This window comes from Pseudomonas sp. PDM04 (assembly GCF_014851765.1).
Classification (GTDB): domain Bacteria; phylum Pseudomonadota; class Gammaproteobacteria; order Pseudomonadales; family Pseudomonadaceae; genus Aquipseudomonas.
Genome location: NZ_JACVAI010000001.1, coordinates 991658 through 1010370, shown reverse-complemented (window position 1 = coordinate 1010370; position 18713 = coordinate 991658). Strand labels below are relative to the sequence as shown.

Sequence of the window (18713 nt, the reverse complement as noted above, 5' to 3'; positions counted from 1 at the left end):
GCTGGTCGAATGAAAAACCGCCTCGAAAGAGGCGGTTTTTTTATACCTGTATTTTGGCGGGAGCGTCGATCAACCCATCATGTCCTTGATCATGCGTTCCTGTTCCATCAATTCCCGTTGGCGCGCGTCGATACGCGACGACAGTGGGAAGTTGCTGCCGGCCTTGCGCTTGGCGAAGTCCAGTTGCTGGATGGCCTGGCGGTAGTCGCCAACCAGTGCGAAATACTCGGCGCGGGCCTGATGCAGGCCGATGATGTTGCCGGACAGGCCGCGGGTTTCCGCCACCATGTACCAGACGTCCGGGTCATCCGGGCGGCTTTTCAGCAGGTTTTCCAAGGCTTTCTCGGCGTCGGCGGCACGGTTTTGCTTGAGCAACAGGTCGACACGCACCTGGTTCAGCGGGTAGTTGCCCGGGTATTGGGTGAGCAGGCGGTCAACCCGTGTCTGGGCGTCTGGCAGTCGATTGCTGGTGATGTCCAGGTCGATCTGCGCGAGGTTGTAGATGATCTCGTTGGGCGACTTGGCCAGCAGCTGCTTGAGGTTTTCCCGCGCTTCGTTGAGCTGGCCACCCTTGATCTGCGCAATTGCCAGGCCATAGCGGGCCACATCGTTTTTCGGGTTTTCATCCAGCTGAGCGCGAAAGCGTTTGGCGCCCAGGCCAGGGGTTTCCTCGTAGATCAGTTGGACCCGTGCGCGAATCAGCTGATAACGCATGCTGTCTTCGATGCCGCCCGGCCTGGCTTGCTCGGCGCGGTTACGGGTGTCGGCAATACGCGATTCGGTCACCGGGTGAGTCAGCAGGAATTCCGGTGGCTTGGCGTCGAAGCGGTACTGGCGGGCCAATCGCTCGAACATGGTCGGCATCGAACGTGGATCGTAACCGGCCTTTTCCAGGTTCAGGATGCCGATGCGGTCGGCCTCCTGCTCGTTCTGGCGCGAAAAGCGTCGCTGTTCCTGAATCGCGGCGGCCTGTGTGCCGGCGATGGCGGCGATCCCGGCATCGCCGGCGCCGGCCGCGGCAATCACGATCCCGGCCAGCAGCGCCGCCATCATCGGCACTTGCATGCGTTGCTGGGCTTCGACGCCGCGGGCGAAGTGGCGTTGCGACAGGTGAGCCAGTTCGTGGGCGAGGACCGAGGCGTACTCGCCTTCGGTCTGCGCGTTCAGGAACAGGCCACCGTTGACCCCGACGATCCCGCCCGGCGCCGCAAAGGCGTTGAGTTGCGGGCTGTTGATCAGGATGAACTCCAGGCGCCGGTCATTGACCTGGCTGGTTTCCACCAGGCGGTAGACGCTGGATTCGACGTAGTCCTTGAGCTGCGGATCGTTGAGCTGGGAAACCTGGCTGCGCAGCAATGCGAGCCAGGCGCGACCCAACTGGTATTCCTGTTGTGGCGAGACAATGGCAGAACTGGCGTCACCGAGTGACGGCAGGTCGTCGGCGAAGCCCGGTGAGGCGAGCAGGCAAGCGAGCGTCAGCAGGGTAGGGCGCAAAAAAGTCATGCACAAAGCCTTAATCGACAAAGACCTTACTGTAGCCGGACAGTAGGCTTCGGACCAGATATTCTAAGCCGCTCGATCACCTGACCCGGAGTAACGCAATGACCGACGCTGTAGCCCACGACGCCGAACTGGACGCCAGTGGCCTGAATTGTCCGTTGCCGCTGCTCAAGGCCAAGCTTGAACTCAACCGCATGAGCCGTGGCGCAGTGCTCAAGGTCATCGCCACCGATGCCGGTTCACAGCGCGATTTCCGCACCTTCGCCCGATTGGCCGGTCACACGCTGCTGCGTGAGGAAGAGGAAGCCGGTGTCTACCGTTACTGGCTGAAAAAGGCCTGAAAACCGCTGCGTTCGTTTCTAAGGATGACTGATGTTCAAAGTGTTGCGCGACTGGATCCAGCGTTATTTCTCCGATGAGGAAGCGGTGGTCCTGGCGGTCCTGTTGTTTCTGGCGTTCACCGCCGTCCTGACCCTGGGTGGCATGCTGGCGCCGGTGCTGGCAGGGATGGTGCTGGCGTACCTGATGCAAGGCCTGGTGGTCACGCTGGAGCGCCTGCGTGTTCCGGGCGGGGTGGCCGTGGGGTTGGTGTTCGCCTTGTTCATGGGCGTGTTGCTGGTGTTCATCGTGGTCGTGGTGCCGTTGCTCTGGCATCAACTGATCACGCTGTTCAACGAATTGCCCGGCATGCTTGCCAAGTGGCAGTCGCTGTTGTTGCTGCTGCCCGAGCGCTATCCGCACCTGGTGTCCGACGAACAGGTGCTGCAGGCCATCGAGGCTGCGCGTGGCGAGATCGGCAAATTCGGCCAGTGGGCGCTGACGTTCTCGTTGTCGAGCCTGCCGCTGCTGGTCAACATCATGATCTATCTGGTGCTGGTGCCGATCCTGGTGTTCTTCTTTCTCAAGGACCGGGAAATGATCGGTCACTGGGTTCGCGGTTACCTGCCTCGCGAGCGGACCCTGATCACCCGTGTGGCGCATGTCATGAACCGGCAGATTGCCAACTACATTCGCGGCAAGGTCATCGAGATCCTCATCTGTGGCGGCGTCACCTACATCGGCTTCGTCATCCTGGGACTCAACTACGCGGCGCTGCTGGCGCTGCTGGTCGGCATATCGGTGGTCGTGCCCTACGTCGGGGCCGTGGTGGTGACCGTGCCGGTGCTGCTGATCGCCTTGTTCCAGTGGGGCTGGAGCGATCAGTTCATCTACCTGATGGCGGTCTACGGGATCATTCAGACCCTGGACGGCAACGTACTGGTGCCGCTGTTGTTCTCCGAAGCGGTCAACCTGCACCCGGTGGCGATCATCTGTGCGGTGTTGCTGTTTGGCGGGTTGTGGGGATTCTGGGGCGTGTTCTTCGCGATTCCCCTGGCGACCCTGTTCAAGGCCGTGCTGGATGCCTGGCCGCGCAAGGAGCCGGTGGTGGCGCCGCTGCTCTGAGGGCCCTATCGCAAACGTGCCCGCTCCCGTTTGGGAGCGGGCACGCTTGCATCTGCCATGACGCCAGAAGCATTACGCCTTGTTCAAGGCCTGAGCCGCCGCCAGAACGGCATCCACATGCCCCGGCACCTTCACACCACGCCACTCCTGGCGCAGCACACCGTTCTTGTCGATCAGGAAGGTGCTGCGATCCACTCCCAGGTATTCCTTGCCATACAGCTTCTTCAACTTGATCACATCAAACAGCTGGCACAGCGCTTCTTCCTTGTCGCTGATCAGGTCGAAGGTGAAGCCCTGCTTGGCCCTGAAGTTTTCATGGGATTTGAGGCTGTCGCGGGACACACCGAACACCTCGGTGTTCGCGGCCTTGAAGGCCTCGAGTTGATCGCGAAAGCCCTGGCCCTGGGTCGTGCACCCCGGCGTGCTGTCCTTCGGGTAGAAATAGATCACCACCTGCTTGCCCTTGAGGCTGGCGAGGCTGATGGTCTGCCCGCCGGTGGCGGGGGCTTCGAAGTCGGCAACCGGTTGGTCGATGGAGACGGCCATGAAAGCTTCCTTACATTGGGTTTTGTGGGCGCCACGGTTCGATCAGGGCATCCAGGTTCAGCGCATCGGCGAAATCCAGGAACTGATCGCGCAGCCAGCTGATCTGCACGCCGGCCGGCAAGGTCACGGTAAAGGTGGCATTGAGCATGGTGCCGCCGGTTTGCGGTGCCTGGTAGGTGTCGCAGGTCAGGTTTTCCAGCTCGACGTTGTGGTCCATGAAGAACTGGCACAGCTCGTTGATGATGTCGGAGCGATAGGCCGAGCTCACATAAGCGACGTACGGCAACGCCTGCGGGCGGTTTTCCAGGGCGGCGCTGCGCACCACGTTGACGGTGAAGGCGTGCCGTTTGGCCAGCACGGGAAGGCTGCCTTCCAGGCGCGCCAAGGCGTCCCAGCTACCGGAAACTTCAAGGACCAGCGCACTGCACTCGCCATGACGGGTCAGGCGAGAGGTGACCACGGCGCAGCGGTTTTCATGGCTGGCGCGGCACAGGACATTCGTCAGCTCCATGGGGTTGGCGCCAAGGGCACTGATGACAAGGAATTGTTCGCGAACTGTGGGGGTGGACATGCAGCATTCCTAAAGCGATGAGCGGTCGGTACTTCTACGGGCTTTTTGACCGGGGCGAGCCTGTGAAGGCAAATTCGAAAAACCGAGCCCGAAGGTTGCAACGTGCTCCGGTATGGCGGGAGCGGGGGCTGGCAACGCTGGATAGGGGCTCGTGAAGCCGAAAATGGAGGTTGCAACCCGGCGTGGGAGCTTGTCAGTACCAATCAAAGTCTGAAGGGTAGCGAAAAGCAGCGCCAAGGGGAATGGCGGCAGCGCAGTACTTCGCTTGTGCAAGCATCTTGGCGCCAGTACCATTACGGCTCTCTTTTTCCGGCAGGAGCGGTTGCATGATTGCGGGCAGTATGGTGGCACTGGTCACACCCATGGATGCACAGGGTCGTCTCGACTGGGACAGCCTGAGCAAACTGGTGGACTTTCACCTGCAAAACGGCACCCACGCCATCGTGGCGGTCGGCACGACAGGTGAATCGGCGACGCTGGACGTCAACGAACACATCGAAGTGATTCGTTACGTGGTCAAGCAGGTCGCAGGGCGCATTCCGGTGATCGCCGGGACCGGTGCCAACTCGACTCGCGAAGCCATCGAGCTGACCACCAATGCGAAGACCGCCGGCGCCGATGCCTGCCTGCTGGTGACTCCGTATTACAACAAGCCGACGCAAGAAGGCCTGTACCAGCACTTCAAGGCCGTTGCCGAAGCCGTCGATATCCCGCAGATCCTCTATAACGTGCCTGGCCGTACCGCGTGCGACATGCAGGCCGACACCGTGATCCGTCTGTCGACCGTCAAGAACATCATTGGCATCAAGGAAGCCACTGGCGACCTGGATCGTGCCAAAGCCATCCTCGCAGGCGTGAGCAAGGACTTCATCGTGCTCTCCGGTGACGATGCCACGGCCGTGGAACTGATCCTGCTGGGCGGCAAGGGCAACATTTCGGTGACCGCCAACGTCGCCCCGCGCGACATGGCCGACCTGTGCAACGCCGCCCTCAAAGGCGACGCCGTCACGGCCCGGGCGATCCATGAAAAGCTGATGCCGCTCAATAAAACCCTGTTTATCGAATCCAACCCTATCCCCGTGAAATGGGCGCTGCATGAGATGGGCCTGATGCCGGACGGTATCCGTCTGCCGCTCACCTGGCTCAGTGCGGCCTGTCACGAACCGCTGCGGCAGGCCATGCGCCAGTCCGGCGTCCTGGTTTAATTGAGGAAGCACTACGCATGAAGCGATTGGCCGGACTTTCCGCACTTGCCTTGATTATCTCCAGCACCAGTGGCTGTGGGTGGATCTGGGGCCCGGAAGGTTATTTCCGTGACCGTGGTAGCGATTACCTGGAAGCGCAACAGACTGCCCCGATGCAATTGCCACCGGACGTCACCACCTCCAAGCGCCTGGATCCGCTGTTGCCGATCCCGCGTAACGTGGCTGACGACACCGCCAAGGGCGAATACATCGTGCCGCGTCCACAGCCGCTGTCCGCTGCTGCCGACGTAACGCCGTACTCGTTGCAGAAAACCGGCGACGCGAGCTGGATCGTGGCGCAGAACCCGCCGGCCGAAGTCTGGCCAGTGGCCGTGCAGTTCTTCCAGGACAACGGTTTCCGCCTGGATGAGCAGCGCCCGCAAACCGGTGAATTCACCACCACCTGGCAGCATGCCGATGAACTGTCTGCCGCCATGGCCAAGCGCCTGAGCGCCGCCGGTGTCGGCAGCGACAGCGAAACCCGCGTGCGGGTGCGTATCGAGCCGGGCGTGCAGCGCAACACCAGTGAAGTCTACGTCGTGAGCGCCCAGCGTCCTGCCGGCAGCACCGCTGACGTGGCGTTCACCAACCGTTCGGTCAACACCGGCCTGGACGCGGCACTGGTCGACGACATGCTGGCAAGCATGAGCCGCATCTCGGAGAAGGGCGGTTCGGTATCCATGCTGGCTTCGCGTGATTTCGATGCCCCGAGCCGTGTCAGCCTGACCGAAGACGGCAGCGGCAACCCGGTACTCAACGTCGGCAACGACCTGGACCGTGCCTGGTCGAGCGTCGGCCGTGCGCTGGAACAGGGCGAATGGCGTGTCGAGGACATCAACCGCAGCCTGGGCCTGTACTACATCAACCTGTCCGAAAAAGCCGAGAAGAAAGACGAGAAGCCTGGTTTCTTCAGCAGCCTGTTTGGCAGTGGCCCAAGCAAGGAAGAAATCGAAGCGCGTGCCGAGCGTTATCAGGTTCGCCTGAGCAAGGTCGGCGAAAACGTCGAGGTCACCGTCGAGAAGAACATCAACACCGTGGCGCCGGCTGACGTGGCGCGCAAAGTGTTGAGCGTGATTCAGGACAACCTGGGCTGATCACATGCGTTTTGCCGTTCTCGGCAGCGGTAGCCAAGGGAACGGCACGCTGATAGCCAGCGCTGATACGTATGTGCTGGTGGATTGTGGTTTCTCCCTGCGGGAAACCGAAAAACGCCTGTTGCGCCTGGGTGTGAACCCGGCGCAACTGAGCGCGATACTCGTGACCCACGAACATGCCGACCACGTGCATGGCGTGGGTTTGCTGTCTCGGCGCTACAATCTGCCGGTCTACCTCAGTCGCGGGACCTTGCGCGGGATGCGCAAACCCATCGAACCCACGGGTTTCCTGGCAGATGGCGAGCAACTGCAGATCGGTCACCTGAACATCGGCGTCATTGCCGTGGCACACGATGCACAGGAACCGACGCAATACGTATTCAGCGACGGTGAGCGCCGCTTCGGCCTGCTGACCGACCTGGGCTCGTATTGCAACAAGGTGCTGGACGGCTATCGTGACCTCGATGCGTTGATGATCGAGGCCAACCATTGCCGGGACATGCTGGCTCGCGGTCACTACCCGTACTTTCTCAAGCAGCGGGTGGGCGGCGAACTGGGACATTTGAACAACCACCAGGCGGCATTCCTGGTGTCCGAGTTGGGCTGGCAAGGCCTGCAACACCTGGTCCTGGCCCATCTGAGCAGCAAGAACAACCTGCCGCAGCTGGCCCGGCAATGTTTTGTCGACACCCTAGGGTGCGACCCGGACTGGCTGCAACTGGCCGATCAAGATTCAGGGCTCGACTGGCGACACATCGCCTAGCCCACCTACTTAGCAAGCGGAGCCCATCATGGAAAAACGTGAAGAACTCTACCGCGGCAAAGCCAAGTCGGTTTACAAGACCGACGACGCTGACCGTTTGATCCTGCTGTTTCGCAACGACACCTCGGCGTTCGACGGCAAGCGCATCGAACAGCTCGACCGCAAAGGCATGGTGAACAACAAGTTCAACGCCTTCATCATGCAGAAACTCGAAGCCGCCGGCGTGCCGACCCAGTTCGACAAGCTGCTGGGCGACAACGAATGCCTGGTGAAAAAACTCGACATGATCCCGGTCGAGTGCGTCGTGCGTAACTACGCCGCCGGCAGCCTGGTCAAGCGCCTGGGCGTCGAAGAGGGCATGAAGCTCAACCCCTACACCTTCGAACTGTTCCTGAAGGACGACGCCAAGGGCGACCCGTTCATCAACGAATCCCACGTCGTGGCCTTTGGTTGGGGCACCGCCGAGCAACTGGCGCGCATGAAGGAACTGTCGCTCAAGGTCAACGAGATCCTGAGCAAACTGTTCGACGACGCCGGCCTGCTGCTGGTCGACTTCAAGCTTGAATTCGGCGTGTTCAGCGACGGCTCCATCGTCCTGGGCGACGAATTCAGCCCGGACGGCTGCCGCCTCTGGGACAAGGACACCAAGAAGAAGATGGACAAGGACCGCTTCCGCCAGGGCCTCGGTGACGTCATCGAAGCCTACGAAGAAGTCGCCAACCGTCTGGGCGTACCGCTTTGATCGACGCAAGCATCTGATAGCACGGAAAAATTTCGCTTAGGGGGTTCGCTTCCGACGAAAGTGTTGTTATGATGCGCGCCGTTGGAGAGATGCCAGAGTGGCCGAATGGGACGGATTCGAAATCCGTTGTACCTTCGCGGGTACCTAGGGTTCGAATCCCTATCTCTCCGCCATTATTGAATAAGACGAAGCCCCCGTAATCATTGATGATTACGGGGGCTTTTTCGTTTATCAAGCTTTGGTTAGGGCAAATTTAGGGCATAGGAGGCTTCTGTGATGCCGTCTCAGGCTGCTATAGATCCTCCGTTTATCGGCCATGGCACTTCTTGAATTTTGTTCCGCTGCCGCACCAGCAGGGCTCATTACGCCCCGGATTTCGTGCTGGTCGTTGAGATAACGCTGACGATGAGGTCGTTAGTTCAATGGTCCGGCAGCTCAGTGCTGCCGCGTCCGCTTTTATTGCATCCGAAGTCACCTGCTCACGCTGAATCCAGTACGTCGTTGCATGGGAGTACTGACCCTGATCACTTACTCCAAAAACAATCAGCATAACCTTCTCGACATCGAGGGATTCGGCTGTGACTTGTGCTTTGAACTGAGCAGCTGAGATGTCAGGAGTATCGCCACTGCGATGCATCCAAAACAGCATTCCAACGTCAACGCGTAATGCAAAGTAACGGTGTTTATGCTGACGAAGGCTCCTTCTCAAAGGTTCAAGCTGCTGAGCCAAGTCTTTGCGACCTTCAGAGCTAAAATCACGCAGACGGTTATCGGCCTCGATCCAACCAGAGGCCTGAGTCACATTTAGAGCTGCGAGTAACCTTTGCAGTTCGTTTGGAATATCTTGTCTAGGTGGCTGCTTTTTTTCCCAATCATGGGTGCTGAAATAATCATCCATTATAGAACTCATACCATCCATGGTAATTAGAGTTGCCCCTTCTTTCAGTTGTCGTCGCACGGTTTCGCAGAAGCGATTATTCTTAATGTATGCCCCTAGATGATCGAATTCGTCAAATAGGAATACCTCTTTGATCCCTGCAGCTTCCTGACGAATACTTAAATAATGGATTAGCGCTCCGGTACTAGGAAGGAAACGGTTGAGTACGAGCAACTCATCAATGGCTACGGATATAAATGGATGTTTGCCCAAAATGGGGCTTATCCCTGTCAGCTGTTTGCTGCCAGTGGAAAAAGGCGAATAAGACTCTACTGTCAATCCTATGGGTAGTACTAGCCAGTAATCGGAAAGACGAATTCTAGCCACCTCTTCGTACCGGCCATCCTTGAATTCGTATATTGGCACTTCGTCCGCTGAAGCTAGGTAATCAATGAACCGCTGACATTGATCGTAGGCTTTCACGACCAAGTCACGCACTGCCCTTGCATGGCGCTCGAAACTCTCGGCCGGTGATGCAATGGTCGCGGCTGCGCCTGACTTCGCCTCAATTACAGCTAGTACTCCATCAAGCATGACCAAGGTGTCGTTTTCGAACCACTTACCGTTGCGACGGTAATACACCTCGTTCAGAATTTTTGCGCCTCTTAGCTGGTGACCGAAAATTTTTACAAATGAGCTTTCACTCCACTCCTTCTGGTTTTTTTTGAATTTTTCGGAATATTCGGGATCTCGAACTAAAAGGTTGTAAAGAATCGCTCGGTACGCGGCATCGCGGGCAAAACTTGGATCGGTTAGATAATGAGCGCCATCTAATTTGATCAGCGGTTTTTTGCGTGCGGGTAGCGTACGAAATGGAGTTCCTGAGTAATCTCCGGGAGCATAGAACTCTGTTTCCTCAGCCAACTCGTATGAGAGATCATCTAAAAGAATATTCGGGAGTTTGGTATGGTGCCGGGCGTTGCAGATGCCCCCTTGAAAAAGATCAACGAATGCAGCGCTTGCTGAGTCGGCCTCTTCCGCACGCTCGGCTCGCCACTGCTTCATGCCTTCTTCCATTGACTGTCCGCGAGACTGCACAAACTGTTGTGCATTATTCATGGAGCTTTCAATTGCCCGAGCTGCCTTGTCGTGTCCCATGCGTATTGAGTTGGCTAGCGCTTGTATGCCGATTGCTACTTCGTTAGCCCCTACGCCATAGGTGTGTAGAAGGGCATCATTGTGTGGTTGAAGGGCAAAGCTAAAAAATTCTTCCTCCAATACCTGGTAGCGACCTCCACGAATCAATACCCACGTGGTTAGGGCATGAAACATGAGATCCCTCGTTCCAGGTCCATACTCAGTTTCGGAGGTTTCCGAGGCGATCAGCATCGTAGCGATCATTGACGCCATTCTCAGCTCCGCGGCGACGAGAATGATCTCCGCGCAGATAGCCTCATCGAGCGCGGTATCGACTTGCAGTGGAGTCGTCGCCAACACGGCATGAACGTATTCAAGCAGGAATTGGGCTTCATCAACGTTAAGCTTTGATAAAGACTTTGCCGTCTTGTTTGGTGCGTCTTCGTTAGGCCTTGTGATTACGTCAAAAAGAAGACCTGCGTAGATGTACCCCAACAAATCCTTTGGTGGTTGAGTCGTAATCAGTTGCCGCAACCTCAGCGCCAAAGTTTTCAAATCGTTCAACGCTTCTGATACGTGTGTTTCAGAGAAAGCATTTTCACGTGAACTCATGGCGACGATCCTTGGCAACGTTCGAAGGTCAGAACATTACATCAATTTAACGCAGGCCATATCGGACCTGTGTTCAATCTGTTCTAAATCCCAGCATCTTCGAGACGAGACCCGCCATGCTCTTCGTGTCCTTCGGTATCCATCTCCCGTAGTGCTTTCGCACCATCGTTGTATCGGCGTGCCCTAGCTGCCTGGCCACCCATTCGACCGGAACGTAGCTCGAAAGCATCTGGCTGGCAAAGGTGTGGCGACATTGGTTCGCCCCACGATGACGGACTTCCGCCTTTTTGAGATGAGCGGTGAACCAGTTGCTCAATGTCTTGCCGCTCCAGAGTAAGCCACTGGTGGAACTACGGAAAAGGAACTTCACTTTCATTTTCTTGGAGGTGATGTTGTCGCGTTGGATAACCGTGATCTCTTCTGCTTGTGCATCCTTGGCAGCGGCCACAATCTCCCGCATTAGTTCGAGGGCAGGGTCTATCAGCTCAACGACTCTTATCCTTGAGCGTTCCTTGGGAACTTTGAATTCTCCTACGACCAATGCCCGCCGGACGTGTACCAGGCCGGCTTGGAGGTCGACGTCTTCAGCGGCCAATCCGATAAGCTCGGATAGAGACAGCCCGGCCCAGCAGTTAAACTCAATCATTCGGGCATCAGCTCGTCGGCCGGGGTCTGCTTTACCAATCAACTCGATCTCGGTACGACTGAAGGGGTCAGCGTGCTCGAGGTCGACGTCCGCCCCGACGTTGCTGATCCGGTCGAGTGGGTTGGCTTTCAGTATTCCGTCACCGAACGCGTCGGCCCAAACCCCGCGAACGACGGTGAAAATGTCGTTCACTGTCTTTGGTGCCAGGCCTTGCTTGAGCAACTGCGCCTGGAACAACTCGATGTCGCTCTTGCTGATGTCGACGATCCGACGCTTGCTGAATTTCTTCTCAACGTGTACAGCCTTGCTGACGTAGTTGACGACAGTGCTCGAAGCTTTGAGTGCGCGCTGAACCTCCAGCCATCGATCGATACCTTCCTTCACGGTGCGCTTCAGAGATGGCCCACCTGTTCCCGTGAACATTGCTGCCCTGGGGGAGTTGGGGAAGTGAGCCGCATAGTCGAAGCGGCCCTCCTTGATCTCTGCAAGGATCGTCCGCCGCTTGTTGTCGGCATAGGCAATCGCAGCTTTGTTAACCTTCGAGATCCCCTCAAGTGGTTCCCGGCATCGCTGGCCATTGAAGATGAACCAGATGCGCAGCTGTTTGCCGTTCATCTCGACACCTGTGGGCATCTTGTCACTCATGGTTGACCTGCCATCCACTTTTCAATTGCTTCCTTGTTGTAAACCAGCACATTGGCGGGGTCGGTACGGTAGTGTTTGCCCTCCAGCCACAGACCGCGAGAACGATACTTGCGGACAGCTTCTGTGCTGAGTCCGAACACTGGATAAAGCAGGTCTTGGCGGAACCAAGCGCCTGGTGTGATTTGAAAATCAATTTTCTCTGCAGCGCTCATGCTGCCTCCTCCCTCTGGCTCACGCTCAATCCCACTGCTACAGGGCGCACCCACACCGGCATGTTGCTCAGCATGAAGGTTTCGCCGGCTTCGGCCAGCAGTAGGGTGGTGCCCATCACCTGGGCGATTGCTTCGGCGGCTGCTGGCGGTACCGCGTTGCCGATCCGCTCGCGCCATGCCTGATCGCTCAGGCCGTCCAGCTCGAACTGCTCTTCCGGTTCGACCAGACTTTGCAGCGCAGCCAGCTCCAGCGTGGTGAATGGTCGGTGCCAGGTGCCGTCGAGGCTTTCGATAACGCAGGTCAGACGGTCATTGGCTTCCGGCATGCGGGGATCCGCCACAGACCAACGACCGTTGTCCTGCTTTGCGCTGGCCGAAACGGCGCCGCATTGCTCGTTCCAGCCGACGACGCCGTAGTGACCGCCAGTCAGGTACGCGTCGCCCTTCGTGCGCTTCATGCCTGGGCGCGGGTCTGCGATCGACAATGCCCCACTGGCTACCTGCTGCGATCCTGTGACAGTCCCAGCATTTTTATCCCAAGGGCAAACGCTAAGCTTCCGGCTGCTCGCTCCTGGGTGCCAGTTGTGATACCGAGGATCCTGAACCGCAAAAGCGCCTTGCCCCGTGGTGCTGCCAGCGATGACCGTTCCAGCGGCATTGTCGAACGGCGTTACCAGATATTTGCCGAAGCCATCACCAGGCCGGCGAGGATCAGCAACACTGAACGTCCCTTGCCCGGGCGACTTGACGCCGATTACCGCGCCGCTGGTTTCTTCCCAGCGACGGACGCCGTACTGCTGATATTGCAGGGCGCCTGCCTTGGCGCGCGGATCTGCTACAGAGAACGCGCCGTTCGTTGGGCTGCTTCGCCCAGCAACGGTACCGGCGGTGTCCTGCCATTCATGCACACCAAGATAGCCGGCGCGGTATGCCGGCACGATCACCAGGTCACGCAGGTAACCGTTCTCGATCGCCAAGTCGTTCAGGCTGCGCCAGTCCTTGCCGGCGGTGACCAGGGCGAGGCGAACCCACGTTTTCCATTGCAACGCCGGCACCCGGTGCATCGGGCCAGCGGCTTCGACATCGCCGGCCAGCGGCATGCGACGGAGGATCGAGCCGACAGACTTGAGCGTCTTCTTTTCCGGTTCGTACAGGAACGGCGGCACTTTTTCGATGTGGCGGGCGACCAGCAGGAAGCGCTTACGGCTCTGCGCCAGTCCGCCAATGACGCCGCAGTCGTGCGTGGTTTCGGCGACTGCGTATCCGTAGTGGTTCAGCAGCTTGTTGATCTGGTCTAGCAGGTGGCGGCCACGGGTGGCAAGGCGCGGAACGTTCTCGAAGACGATCAACGACACAGGGTCATCCTTCCACGCCTCACACATCAGCCAGATGCAGCGCAACGTCAGCTCGTTCAGAGCCTGGTACTTCGGCGTCAGGCTCATTGTTTCCGACAGCAAGCCCGAAGCGCCCTTGCAGGGGCTAGAAATAAATACGGCGTCCGGACGTTCGTTGCTGGCAGCGCGACGTAGGTCATCGGCGCTCGCCTCAGTCCAGCCGGCTGGCGGTTCTTTACCATGGAAGCGGGTGTACTGGTTCCGGGTGAACAGATCCATCAGCGTGCCAGGTACACCAGAAAGACGCTGGAAGTCGCGCAAGCCGGCCGGGTCCACGTCGACACCGCCGATGCACTGCCACTCGGCTTGTATATGCCCAACGATTGGCTTGGCCCGGTTGAATCCCTTGGCACCGCCGCCCAGGCCGCAGCACATGTGAAAGTGCTTGAGAGTGCGCTTGATCACGAGCGAACTCCTTTGGCTTGCTGGCCAACGAGTGCGGCGTGCTTCCACGCCCTGCGCTTCCATGCGGTGAAACCGGCCCGATACCCGTAATGCTCACGGGCGAACGAGTCGGATGTCTTCGCACCTGGTGCGGTGATGTACGTGCCTCGCTGGGCGCAGTACTGAAGACCTTCGGGGACTGGGAACTCTTTCTCGAACTCAACGCGCTCGTCGATCTGGATTTCTTCGACGGCTTCTTTGCTGTCAGGGTGCGTATACCCCTCAGCAGGCTGCGCGGGCGGGCGATTTTGAGCGATTAGCGTTGCATTAGGTGTGGCTGCCTCGCGCAGCTTTTCGTGGGGTATAAGCGCATCGGTGGTGCTGCTGGAAGGAGCAATGATGCCTGCTGCTGCGCAGCAGAGGCTGTTTGTTTCTTGTGTGTCGACGCTGCTTTCCTTGCGGAGCAAAGCGGTTGTGGATTGGGTTTTGTGCTGGTCCTTTTGCATGACGCTTTCCTCCGAGGTTTTATTGCGCGTTGGTTCTTCAGCCGCTGGTGGGGCGTGAGCCGGGTTGCGGTGGGTGTTGGATTGGGGGCAGATCTGGCTCATGCGGCGCTCTCCTGCTTTGCCGGCTCCAGCAGGGCTGCGATGGCGAGCGCTTGATCGCGCAAGACGCGGGTTTCGCGCTCGAGTTTTTTACCCGTGCGGAAGGCTGAGAATGTCTCGGCGGCAATGCGGAGCTTTTCGGCGATGTCGAGCAACGTCTGGTGTTCGGGTTCGCCAAGTGTCAATGCTTGCTGAAGGCGCTTGCTGAATTGCACCAACCGAGCGTGGTCAGCCTTGATGAAGTCGAGGGAGGCCCTTAACTCGCGAATGGTCTTGGCGCTTTCTGCGCGCTGGATGTTGTCGCTTTCTTTCATGCCGGCGGACATGCCGTCGCTGTGGCCCATGAAGTAGCCGGCCCATACTAATAGCCCGGCCAGAATGATCAGGGCGATGAGTGCGCAGATCTGAATTGCGGTCATGTGGTGTGCTCCTGGTGATGTCACAGGCTGGTGGTGGCAGCCGTTTGGTTGTGGGTGTTACTCGTTGGCGTCGTCCTGCTGTCGCTGCATGTCTTCGTCGGCCTTGTAGGCGCGGATGTCGATCAATGAGGCGACGTGCCGGATGTGGGCGTACTTCGGTGCCTTACGGCTGGTGTCCAGCGTGGTGATGGGGAGCTGGATGCGGCCGCTGCTGATCTCGGCCACGAACGACTGCTCGTTGAGATTGCGGAAGTACTGCTCGCGCACTTTGTCGAGCGGGATCAGGACGTCGCCGAAGATGCGGTAAAGCAGTTCGACGGTGGCTGACTCCGGCGCAGGGTGCAGGCGGAGCGGATTTTGTGCTGTGTTACTCATGGCTTTGTTGGGCCTCCTTGCGTTGTGTTCTTGCCGGATGGTTCCAGGCGTTCAGGCAGTGGCGTTTGGTCAGCTCCCGCAGATGCTCGGGCACTTCGAGGAGCGCGGCGTTGCGCTCCTCTCGTGTGCGCATGGCGATGATCTGGCGGGCGTATTCCCTAGGCCACGTCACGGGTGTCTACCGGGATGGCAGGTAGCGCCAATCCCAGTTGCTCGGCCAGCCAGCTGATGCCGCGTTGTTTGACCCGGGTTGATTGGCTGTACTGCATGCCGAGCTGATCGTGATACCAGTGGCCGTCCTTGACCCGCAGATAGTCGCGATCACGGTTGGGGTAGGCCGGTAGGTTGCGGTCGTTGAGCAGGCCTTTTTCCCGCATGCGAGCGATGAGTTTGGGCCGGGTCAGGCCGAGTTGGGTTGCGGCTTGGGCGAGTGTGCGTTCCATGGCGTACCCCTCATGCCGCGTGCGCGGCTGGGGTGGCCGCTGCAGCGAGGTGGTTGATGGACTCGGTGACCTTGCCGTAGATCTCGACATCGCTGCCGTACACGGTGAAGCACCGGGTGTGCGGGCTTGTGTTGCCGATGCTCAGGATGGTGGTGACACCTGAGCGCGATTGAGTACGGTGCAGTGCAATCTGTAGGGGGTAGTCGAAGCCCATGTCGAGGTTCAGCACGCCGCCGGTGCGTACTAATTCGAACACTCGTTGTTTGTCCGATACTTCAAAGCGACCGAATTCGCGGCTGGCGTGCGGTTGATGCACTAGGTCGCTGGTATTACTCGCGTCGAACGGGCCATTGGCGATCTCTTCGATGAAATCGGCCAGCTTGAGGTGCATTTTCTTGTCGTTATGCAGGGTCAGCGTGTGGCGTTCGCTGCCCAGCTCGACGACGAAGGTGCTTTCCGTAGTGCCGCGTTCAGCTTTCAGGCGGAACGCCAGGCACTTTCGCTTTGGTGCTGTACGGAGTAAGTGGTTGAAGGTCTCGGTCAGGTTGACCTGAGCGTTGAGCAACTGCAGGGTGCGGTTGTCGATTTTGTACTTGGTCATGCTGCGTGCCCTCCACCGTTCGGATCGAGTGGGGCGGAGGTAGCGCGAGCTTGCTGCTTCGGTTTGCTGGAGACAAACGAGCAGCCGCTCTCGCGTGCTATACGGCGGATCTCGAAGATACGGGAGGGGTCAGCAGCGGCCGGGTGGACGTGCAGGGTTGCTGTGGTGTGCATGGTCTTGCCTCGCTCTGTGGTGGAAGAGTGAGGCAAATATCAACCAGCGGTTGCGATATGTCAACTGATGGTTGCTTCCCAGAAAGGTGGAAAAATTTGAGGGTTAGTGGCATTCTGCCTGCCTTAATGCAGGATGGCAGAGCAATTCAGTTATGGAAAATTTTTATCCATTAAGCTTCTTTCAGGCTGTAGGCGGTGTATTGTGTATTTCTGCATTAGTCTTCAGCTTCATATCTTTATTCGAGAATTCAAGAACTCACGCAATACGCATACTGGCTATATTTCTCGTCGTTGCTCTGGCTCTTTTTGCTAATCATGTGACAGTGTATTTTGCTTCGGTATTTATCATCGCAACGGCGGTTACTGAGCTAGAATTTCTTCAGACTTTGGCCGCAATTCTAAGGGGCAATAAAGAATATTTTGCTTATAAGAAAGAAACTCTCTCCGATGAGGCAAAGTATAAAAGCTCAAAGGCGGAGTTGGTGGAGTTGGGGGCTCTTCCAGTTGTAGCTGCCAATGATTCTGGCGGAAAAAGTGAGGAGGAAAGTCCTAGCGTGTCACCAGTCAGTGATGAAAAGGAAAATACTGGAGACCAGAAGGGAGCTGATATTGATTCGCCGGCTGACGCCTCTAGTGAGCTTGGTGCGGCTGAAAGGGAAGAAAAATACAGCTCTCACAATAAGTATCCTTCACCAAGTTCCAAGCATTACCATGTTAGAGACTTAAATGAGTCGCCCGCAGCTTATAAGAATCATAAGAAAGATGAGATGCGATTGGCAGTTCAGCGGGTTATTGGCTTGGAATCAAAGGCGATCGATTATGTGCAAGGGATTTACGGAACAATTGTTGAGCGAAATGTTGTTTACAGATCTAAAGATTTGGATTTGGTTTTGGAGTTGGACGGACTCATAACTCGGCCTAATACGATTGGTTATATAGATCAGATTTTTGAGGTGAAGTACCTTTCCGCTCCATCAAAATTAGAAGCGCTTATTAGCCAGCTTCCTAGAGTCGCGGTGAAGTCGCATCAATATAGGCAGATTACAAAAAGACAGGCTTCACTCCAGTTGGTTGTGGTGCTTGATTATGAGCACGGTCTATCGGAGGGTGAGTTGGAGCTGCTGCGGGTTGGTATAAGTAAGTGGGATATAGACGGTTTCGTTGTTGTAACGGCTAAAGAGCTGGGGGCTCGAAACTCTACTCAGGAATGAATGAACCAACTACTTTTCCGCAGATATGCGTTTCCTCTGTGATCTCAATAATAGGATATTGAGGGTTTATAGGTCTAAGAAACTGTCGGCCAGCATCCTCTACCAATATTTTAAAGGTGGCTTCATTGGTGCGAGGAAGGCTGGCGATTACGCGATCACCTGTCCTCGTTTCTGCTTCAGGATCAACAAATATTATACATCCAGTTGGATAGCTACGACCTGGGCCAGGATTAGTCATCGAGTCGCCAAGTACCTTCAAAGCGTATCCATGAATACTGATAGGCACTGGGCACGATAACCAAGAGTCTGGATCATAAGCTTCAAGATTTGAAACCGCCTCGCACCAAGCTCCAGCTTGTACCCACGAGATTAAAGGCACTTTCCCAAAATGTTGATTGATCTCGCGGACATTGCCTTCACCTACAGTGTTGAGGTGCAGGACATTGCCGTCACAGGCTTGCTGCTTGGGTAGTACTCCATACTCCAGCCACTCCCGACGAACCTTCAGCCACGAACAAAGTGCAGCCATACTGTCCGCTTCTGCCATCGCTTCGCCATTAAGCCACTTACTTATCGCCTGAGTTGTTTTATCGACTCCTAGGCTCTTCAGTTGGCGATGAATATCCACCCCTCGACCTCGGCTGCGTACGCCGGCATCGTCTAGGGCTTCGTGTAGGCGCTCGCTGAAAGCTGCGCGGAGTGCATTTTTATCAACCATGAGTTGAGAGTGTCACAAAGGTTGCGCAATAGTCAGTTGATCTATAACATCAACCACGAGTTGATAAATGGAGGTTGCCATGTTGGACCCCGCAGATTTTCCAAATGCCATTGCATTCGCTTTTGAAGCCGTAGGCGGCATTGGGGCCGCTGCCAAAGTTTGCGATCGAAGCTATCAAGCGCTGAACAAGTGGCGTCAAGCAGCATGCCTACCGCGAACCGATTACACCGGTGAAACCCAATACGCTGCGCTTCTGGCGACAGCTGCGAAGCAAAAGGGAAACGTGTTCGAAGCCACTTGGCTTTTGCATGAATCCGCACCTCATAGAGCCGCAGCATAGCTAGAAAAAAGGCGACCC

Annotated in this window: 22 protein-coding genes and 1 tRNA gene; 9 read left to right on the top strand and 14 right to left on the bottom strand. The window is 57.2% G+C overall.

Annotated features, from left to right (window positions below; all coding sequences use genetic code 11):
* Positions 1 to 69: 69 nt before the first annotated feature.
* A complete protein-coding gene (locus IB249_RS04700) occupies positions 70 to 1503 on the bottom strand; it encodes a M48 family metalloprotease (RefSeq protein ID WP_192302329.1) in 1434 nt (477 codons plus the stop codon).
* Between the two features lie 98 nt (positions 1504 to 1601).
* Here IB249_RS04700 and IB249_RS04695 point away from each other — a divergent pair, with 98 nt between their 5' ends.
* Positions 1602 to 1841, top strand: coding sequence for a sulfurtransferase TusA family protein (locus IB249_RS04695; RefSeq protein WP_192302328.1), 240 nt, complete (start codon positions 1602 to 1604; stop codon positions 1839 to 1841).
* Between the two features lie 31 nt (positions 1842 to 1872).
* Positions 1873 to 2943 (top strand): AI-2E family transporter, encoded by a 1071-nt coding sequence (locus tag IB249_RS04690; protein ID WP_192302327.1) that lies wholly within the window; start codon positions 1873 to 1875, stop codon positions 2941 to 2943.
* A gap of 72 nt (positions 2944 to 3015) precedes the next feature.
* On the opposite strand, the gene IB249_RS04685 is transcribed toward IB249_RS04690, so the two are convergent.
* Both IB249_RS04685 and IB249_RS04680 read right to left on the bottom strand, forming a co-directional pair.
* Positions 3016 to 3489: a peroxiredoxin gene (locus tag IB249_RS04685; RefSeq protein WP_192302326.1), complete on the bottom strand. Its 474-nt coding sequence runs from the start codon at positions 3487 to 3489 to the stop codon at positions 3016 to 3018.
* A gap of 10 nt (positions 3490 to 3499) precedes the next feature.
* The gene (locus IB249_RS04680; RefSeq protein WP_056856013.1) at positions 3500 to 4060 is read right to left on the bottom strand and encodes a glycine cleavage system protein R; all 561 of its coding nucleotides are present in this window, start codon (positions 4058 to 4060) and stop codon (positions 3500 to 3502) included.
* A 326-nt stretch (positions 4061 to 4386) separates the two neighbouring features.
* Here IB249_RS04680 and dapA point away from each other — a divergent pair, with 326 nt between their 5' ends.
* From dapA to IB249_RS04655, 5 genes are all read left to right on the top strand, one after another.
* On the top strand, positions 4387 to 5265 hold the full coding sequence (gene dapA, locus IB249_RS04675) for a 4-hydroxy-tetrahydrodipicolinate synthase (RefSeq protein ID WP_192302325.1): 879 nt from the start codon (positions 4387 to 4389) through the stop codon (positions 5263 to 5265).
* A gap of 17 nt (positions 5266 to 5282) precedes the next feature.
* Positions 5283 to 6398 (top strand): outer membrane protein assembly factor BamC, encoded by a 1116-nt coding sequence (gene bamC / locus IB249_RS04670; RefSeq protein WP_192302324.1) that lies wholly within the window; start codon positions 5283 to 5285, stop codon positions 6396 to 6398.
* Between the two features lie 4 nt (positions 6399 to 6402).
* On the top strand, positions 6403 to 7161 hold the full coding sequence (locus tag IB249_RS04665; protein ID WP_192302323.1) for an MBL fold metallo-hydrolase: 759 nt from the start codon (positions 6403 to 6405) through the stop codon (positions 7159 to 7161).
* Between the two features lie 28 nt (positions 7162 to 7189).
* Entirely contained in the window at positions 7190 to 7903 is a 714-nt protein-coding gene (purC, locus tag IB249_RS04660; RefSeq protein WP_110966859.1) for a phosphoribosylaminoimidazolesuccinocarboxamide synthase, read from the top strand.
* Between the two features lie 83 nt (positions 7904 to 7986).
* Positions 7987 to 8076: transfer RNA gene (locus IB249_RS04655), tRNA-Ser, on the top strand.
* 134 nt (positions 8077 to 8210) lie between these two features.
* Here IB249_RS04655 and IB249_RS04650 read toward each other — a convergent pair.
* The 10 genes from IB249_RS04650 to IB249_RS04605 form a co-directional block, all read right to left on the bottom strand.
* A complete protein-coding gene (locus IB249_RS04650; protein WP_192302322.1) occupies positions 8211 to 10529 on the bottom strand; it encodes an SEC-C domain-containing protein in 2319 nt (772 codons plus the stop codon).
* Positions 10530 to 10602: 73 nt separating this feature from the next.
* Positions 10603 to 11820: an Arm DNA-binding domain-containing protein gene (locus tag IB249_RS04645; protein ID WP_192302321.1), complete on the bottom strand. Its 1218-nt coding sequence runs from the start codon at positions 11818 to 11820 to the stop codon at positions 10603 to 10605.
* A complete protein-coding gene (xisR, locus tag IB249_RS04640; RefSeq protein ID WP_085683173.1) occupies positions 11817 to 12032 on the bottom strand; it encodes an excisionase family protein in 216 nt (71 codons plus the stop codon). Before xisR ends, IB249_RS04645 begins: the two co-directional genes overlap by 4 nt.
* The gene (locus tag IB249_RS04635; RefSeq protein WP_192302320.1) at positions 12029 to 13831 is read right to left on the bottom strand and encodes a DNA cytosine methyltransferase; all 1803 of its coding nucleotides are present in this window, start codon (positions 13829 to 13831) and stop codon (positions 12029 to 12031) included. The genes xisR and IB249_RS04635 overlap by 4 nt, the downstream gene beginning before the upstream one ends.
* Positions 13828 to 14418 (bottom strand): hypothetical protein, encoded by a 591-nt coding sequence (locus IB249_RS29695; protein ID WP_225606811.1) that lies wholly within the window; start codon positions 14416 to 14418, stop codon positions 13828 to 13830. The genes IB249_RS04635 and IB249_RS29695 overlap by 4 nt, the downstream gene beginning before the upstream one ends.
* The gene (locus IB249_RS04625) at positions 14415 to 14834 is read right to left on the bottom strand and encodes a hypothetical protein (protein ID WP_192302319.1); all 420 of its coding nucleotides are present in this window, start codon (positions 14832 to 14834) and stop codon (positions 14415 to 14417) included. Before IB249_RS04625 ends, IB249_RS29695 begins: the two co-directional genes overlap by 4 nt.
* Positions 14835 to 14891: 57 nt before the next feature.
* A complete protein-coding gene (locus IB249_RS04620; RefSeq protein WP_137215285.1) occupies positions 14892 to 15209 on the bottom strand; it encodes a pyocin activator PrtN family protein in 318 nt (105 codons plus the stop codon).
* The gene (locus IB249_RS04615; RefSeq protein WP_177411667.1) at positions 15202 to 15342 is read right to left on the bottom strand and encodes a hypothetical protein; all 141 of its coding nucleotides are present in this window, start codon (positions 15340 to 15342) and stop codon (positions 15202 to 15204) included. The genes IB249_RS04620 and IB249_RS04615 overlap by 8 nt, the downstream gene beginning before the upstream one ends.
* A 25-nt stretch (positions 15343 to 15367) precedes the next feature.
* Positions 15368 to 15652 carry a phage antirepressor KilAC domain-containing protein gene (locus IB249_RS04610; protein ID WP_192302318.1) on the bottom strand — a complete coding sequence of 95 codons (285 nt, stop codon included), beginning with the start codon at positions 15650 to 15652 and terminating at the stop codon, positions 15368 to 15370.
* A 10-nt stretch (positions 15653 to 15662) separates the two neighbouring features.
* Entirely contained in the window at positions 15663 to 16253 is a 591-nt protein-coding gene (locus tag IB249_RS04605; protein ID WP_192302317.1) for a hypothetical protein, read from the bottom strand.
* 325 nt (positions 16254 to 16578) lie between these two features.
* Between IB249_RS04605 and IB249_RS04600 the strand changes: the two genes are divergently transcribed.
* A complete protein-coding gene (locus IB249_RS04600) occupies positions 16579 to 17637 on the top strand; it encodes a hypothetical protein (RefSeq protein WP_192302316.1) in 1059 nt (352 codons plus the stop codon).
* Here IB249_RS04600 and IB249_RS04595 read toward each other — a convergent pair.
* Positions 17624 to 18355 (bottom strand): LexA family protein, encoded by a 732-nt coding sequence (locus IB249_RS04595; protein ID WP_192302315.1) that lies wholly within the window; start codon positions 18353 to 18355, stop codon positions 17624 to 17626. The genes IB249_RS04600 and IB249_RS04595 overlap by 14 nt on opposite strands.
* A 79-nt stretch (positions 18356 to 18434) precedes the next feature.
* Here IB249_RS04595 and IB249_RS04590 point away from each other — a divergent pair, with 79 nt between their 5' ends.
* Entirely contained in the window at positions 18435 to 18695 is a 261-nt protein-coding gene (locus tag IB249_RS04590; RefSeq protein ID WP_192302314.1) for a hypothetical protein, read from the top strand.
* Positions 18696 to 18713 lie beyond the last annotated feature (18 nt).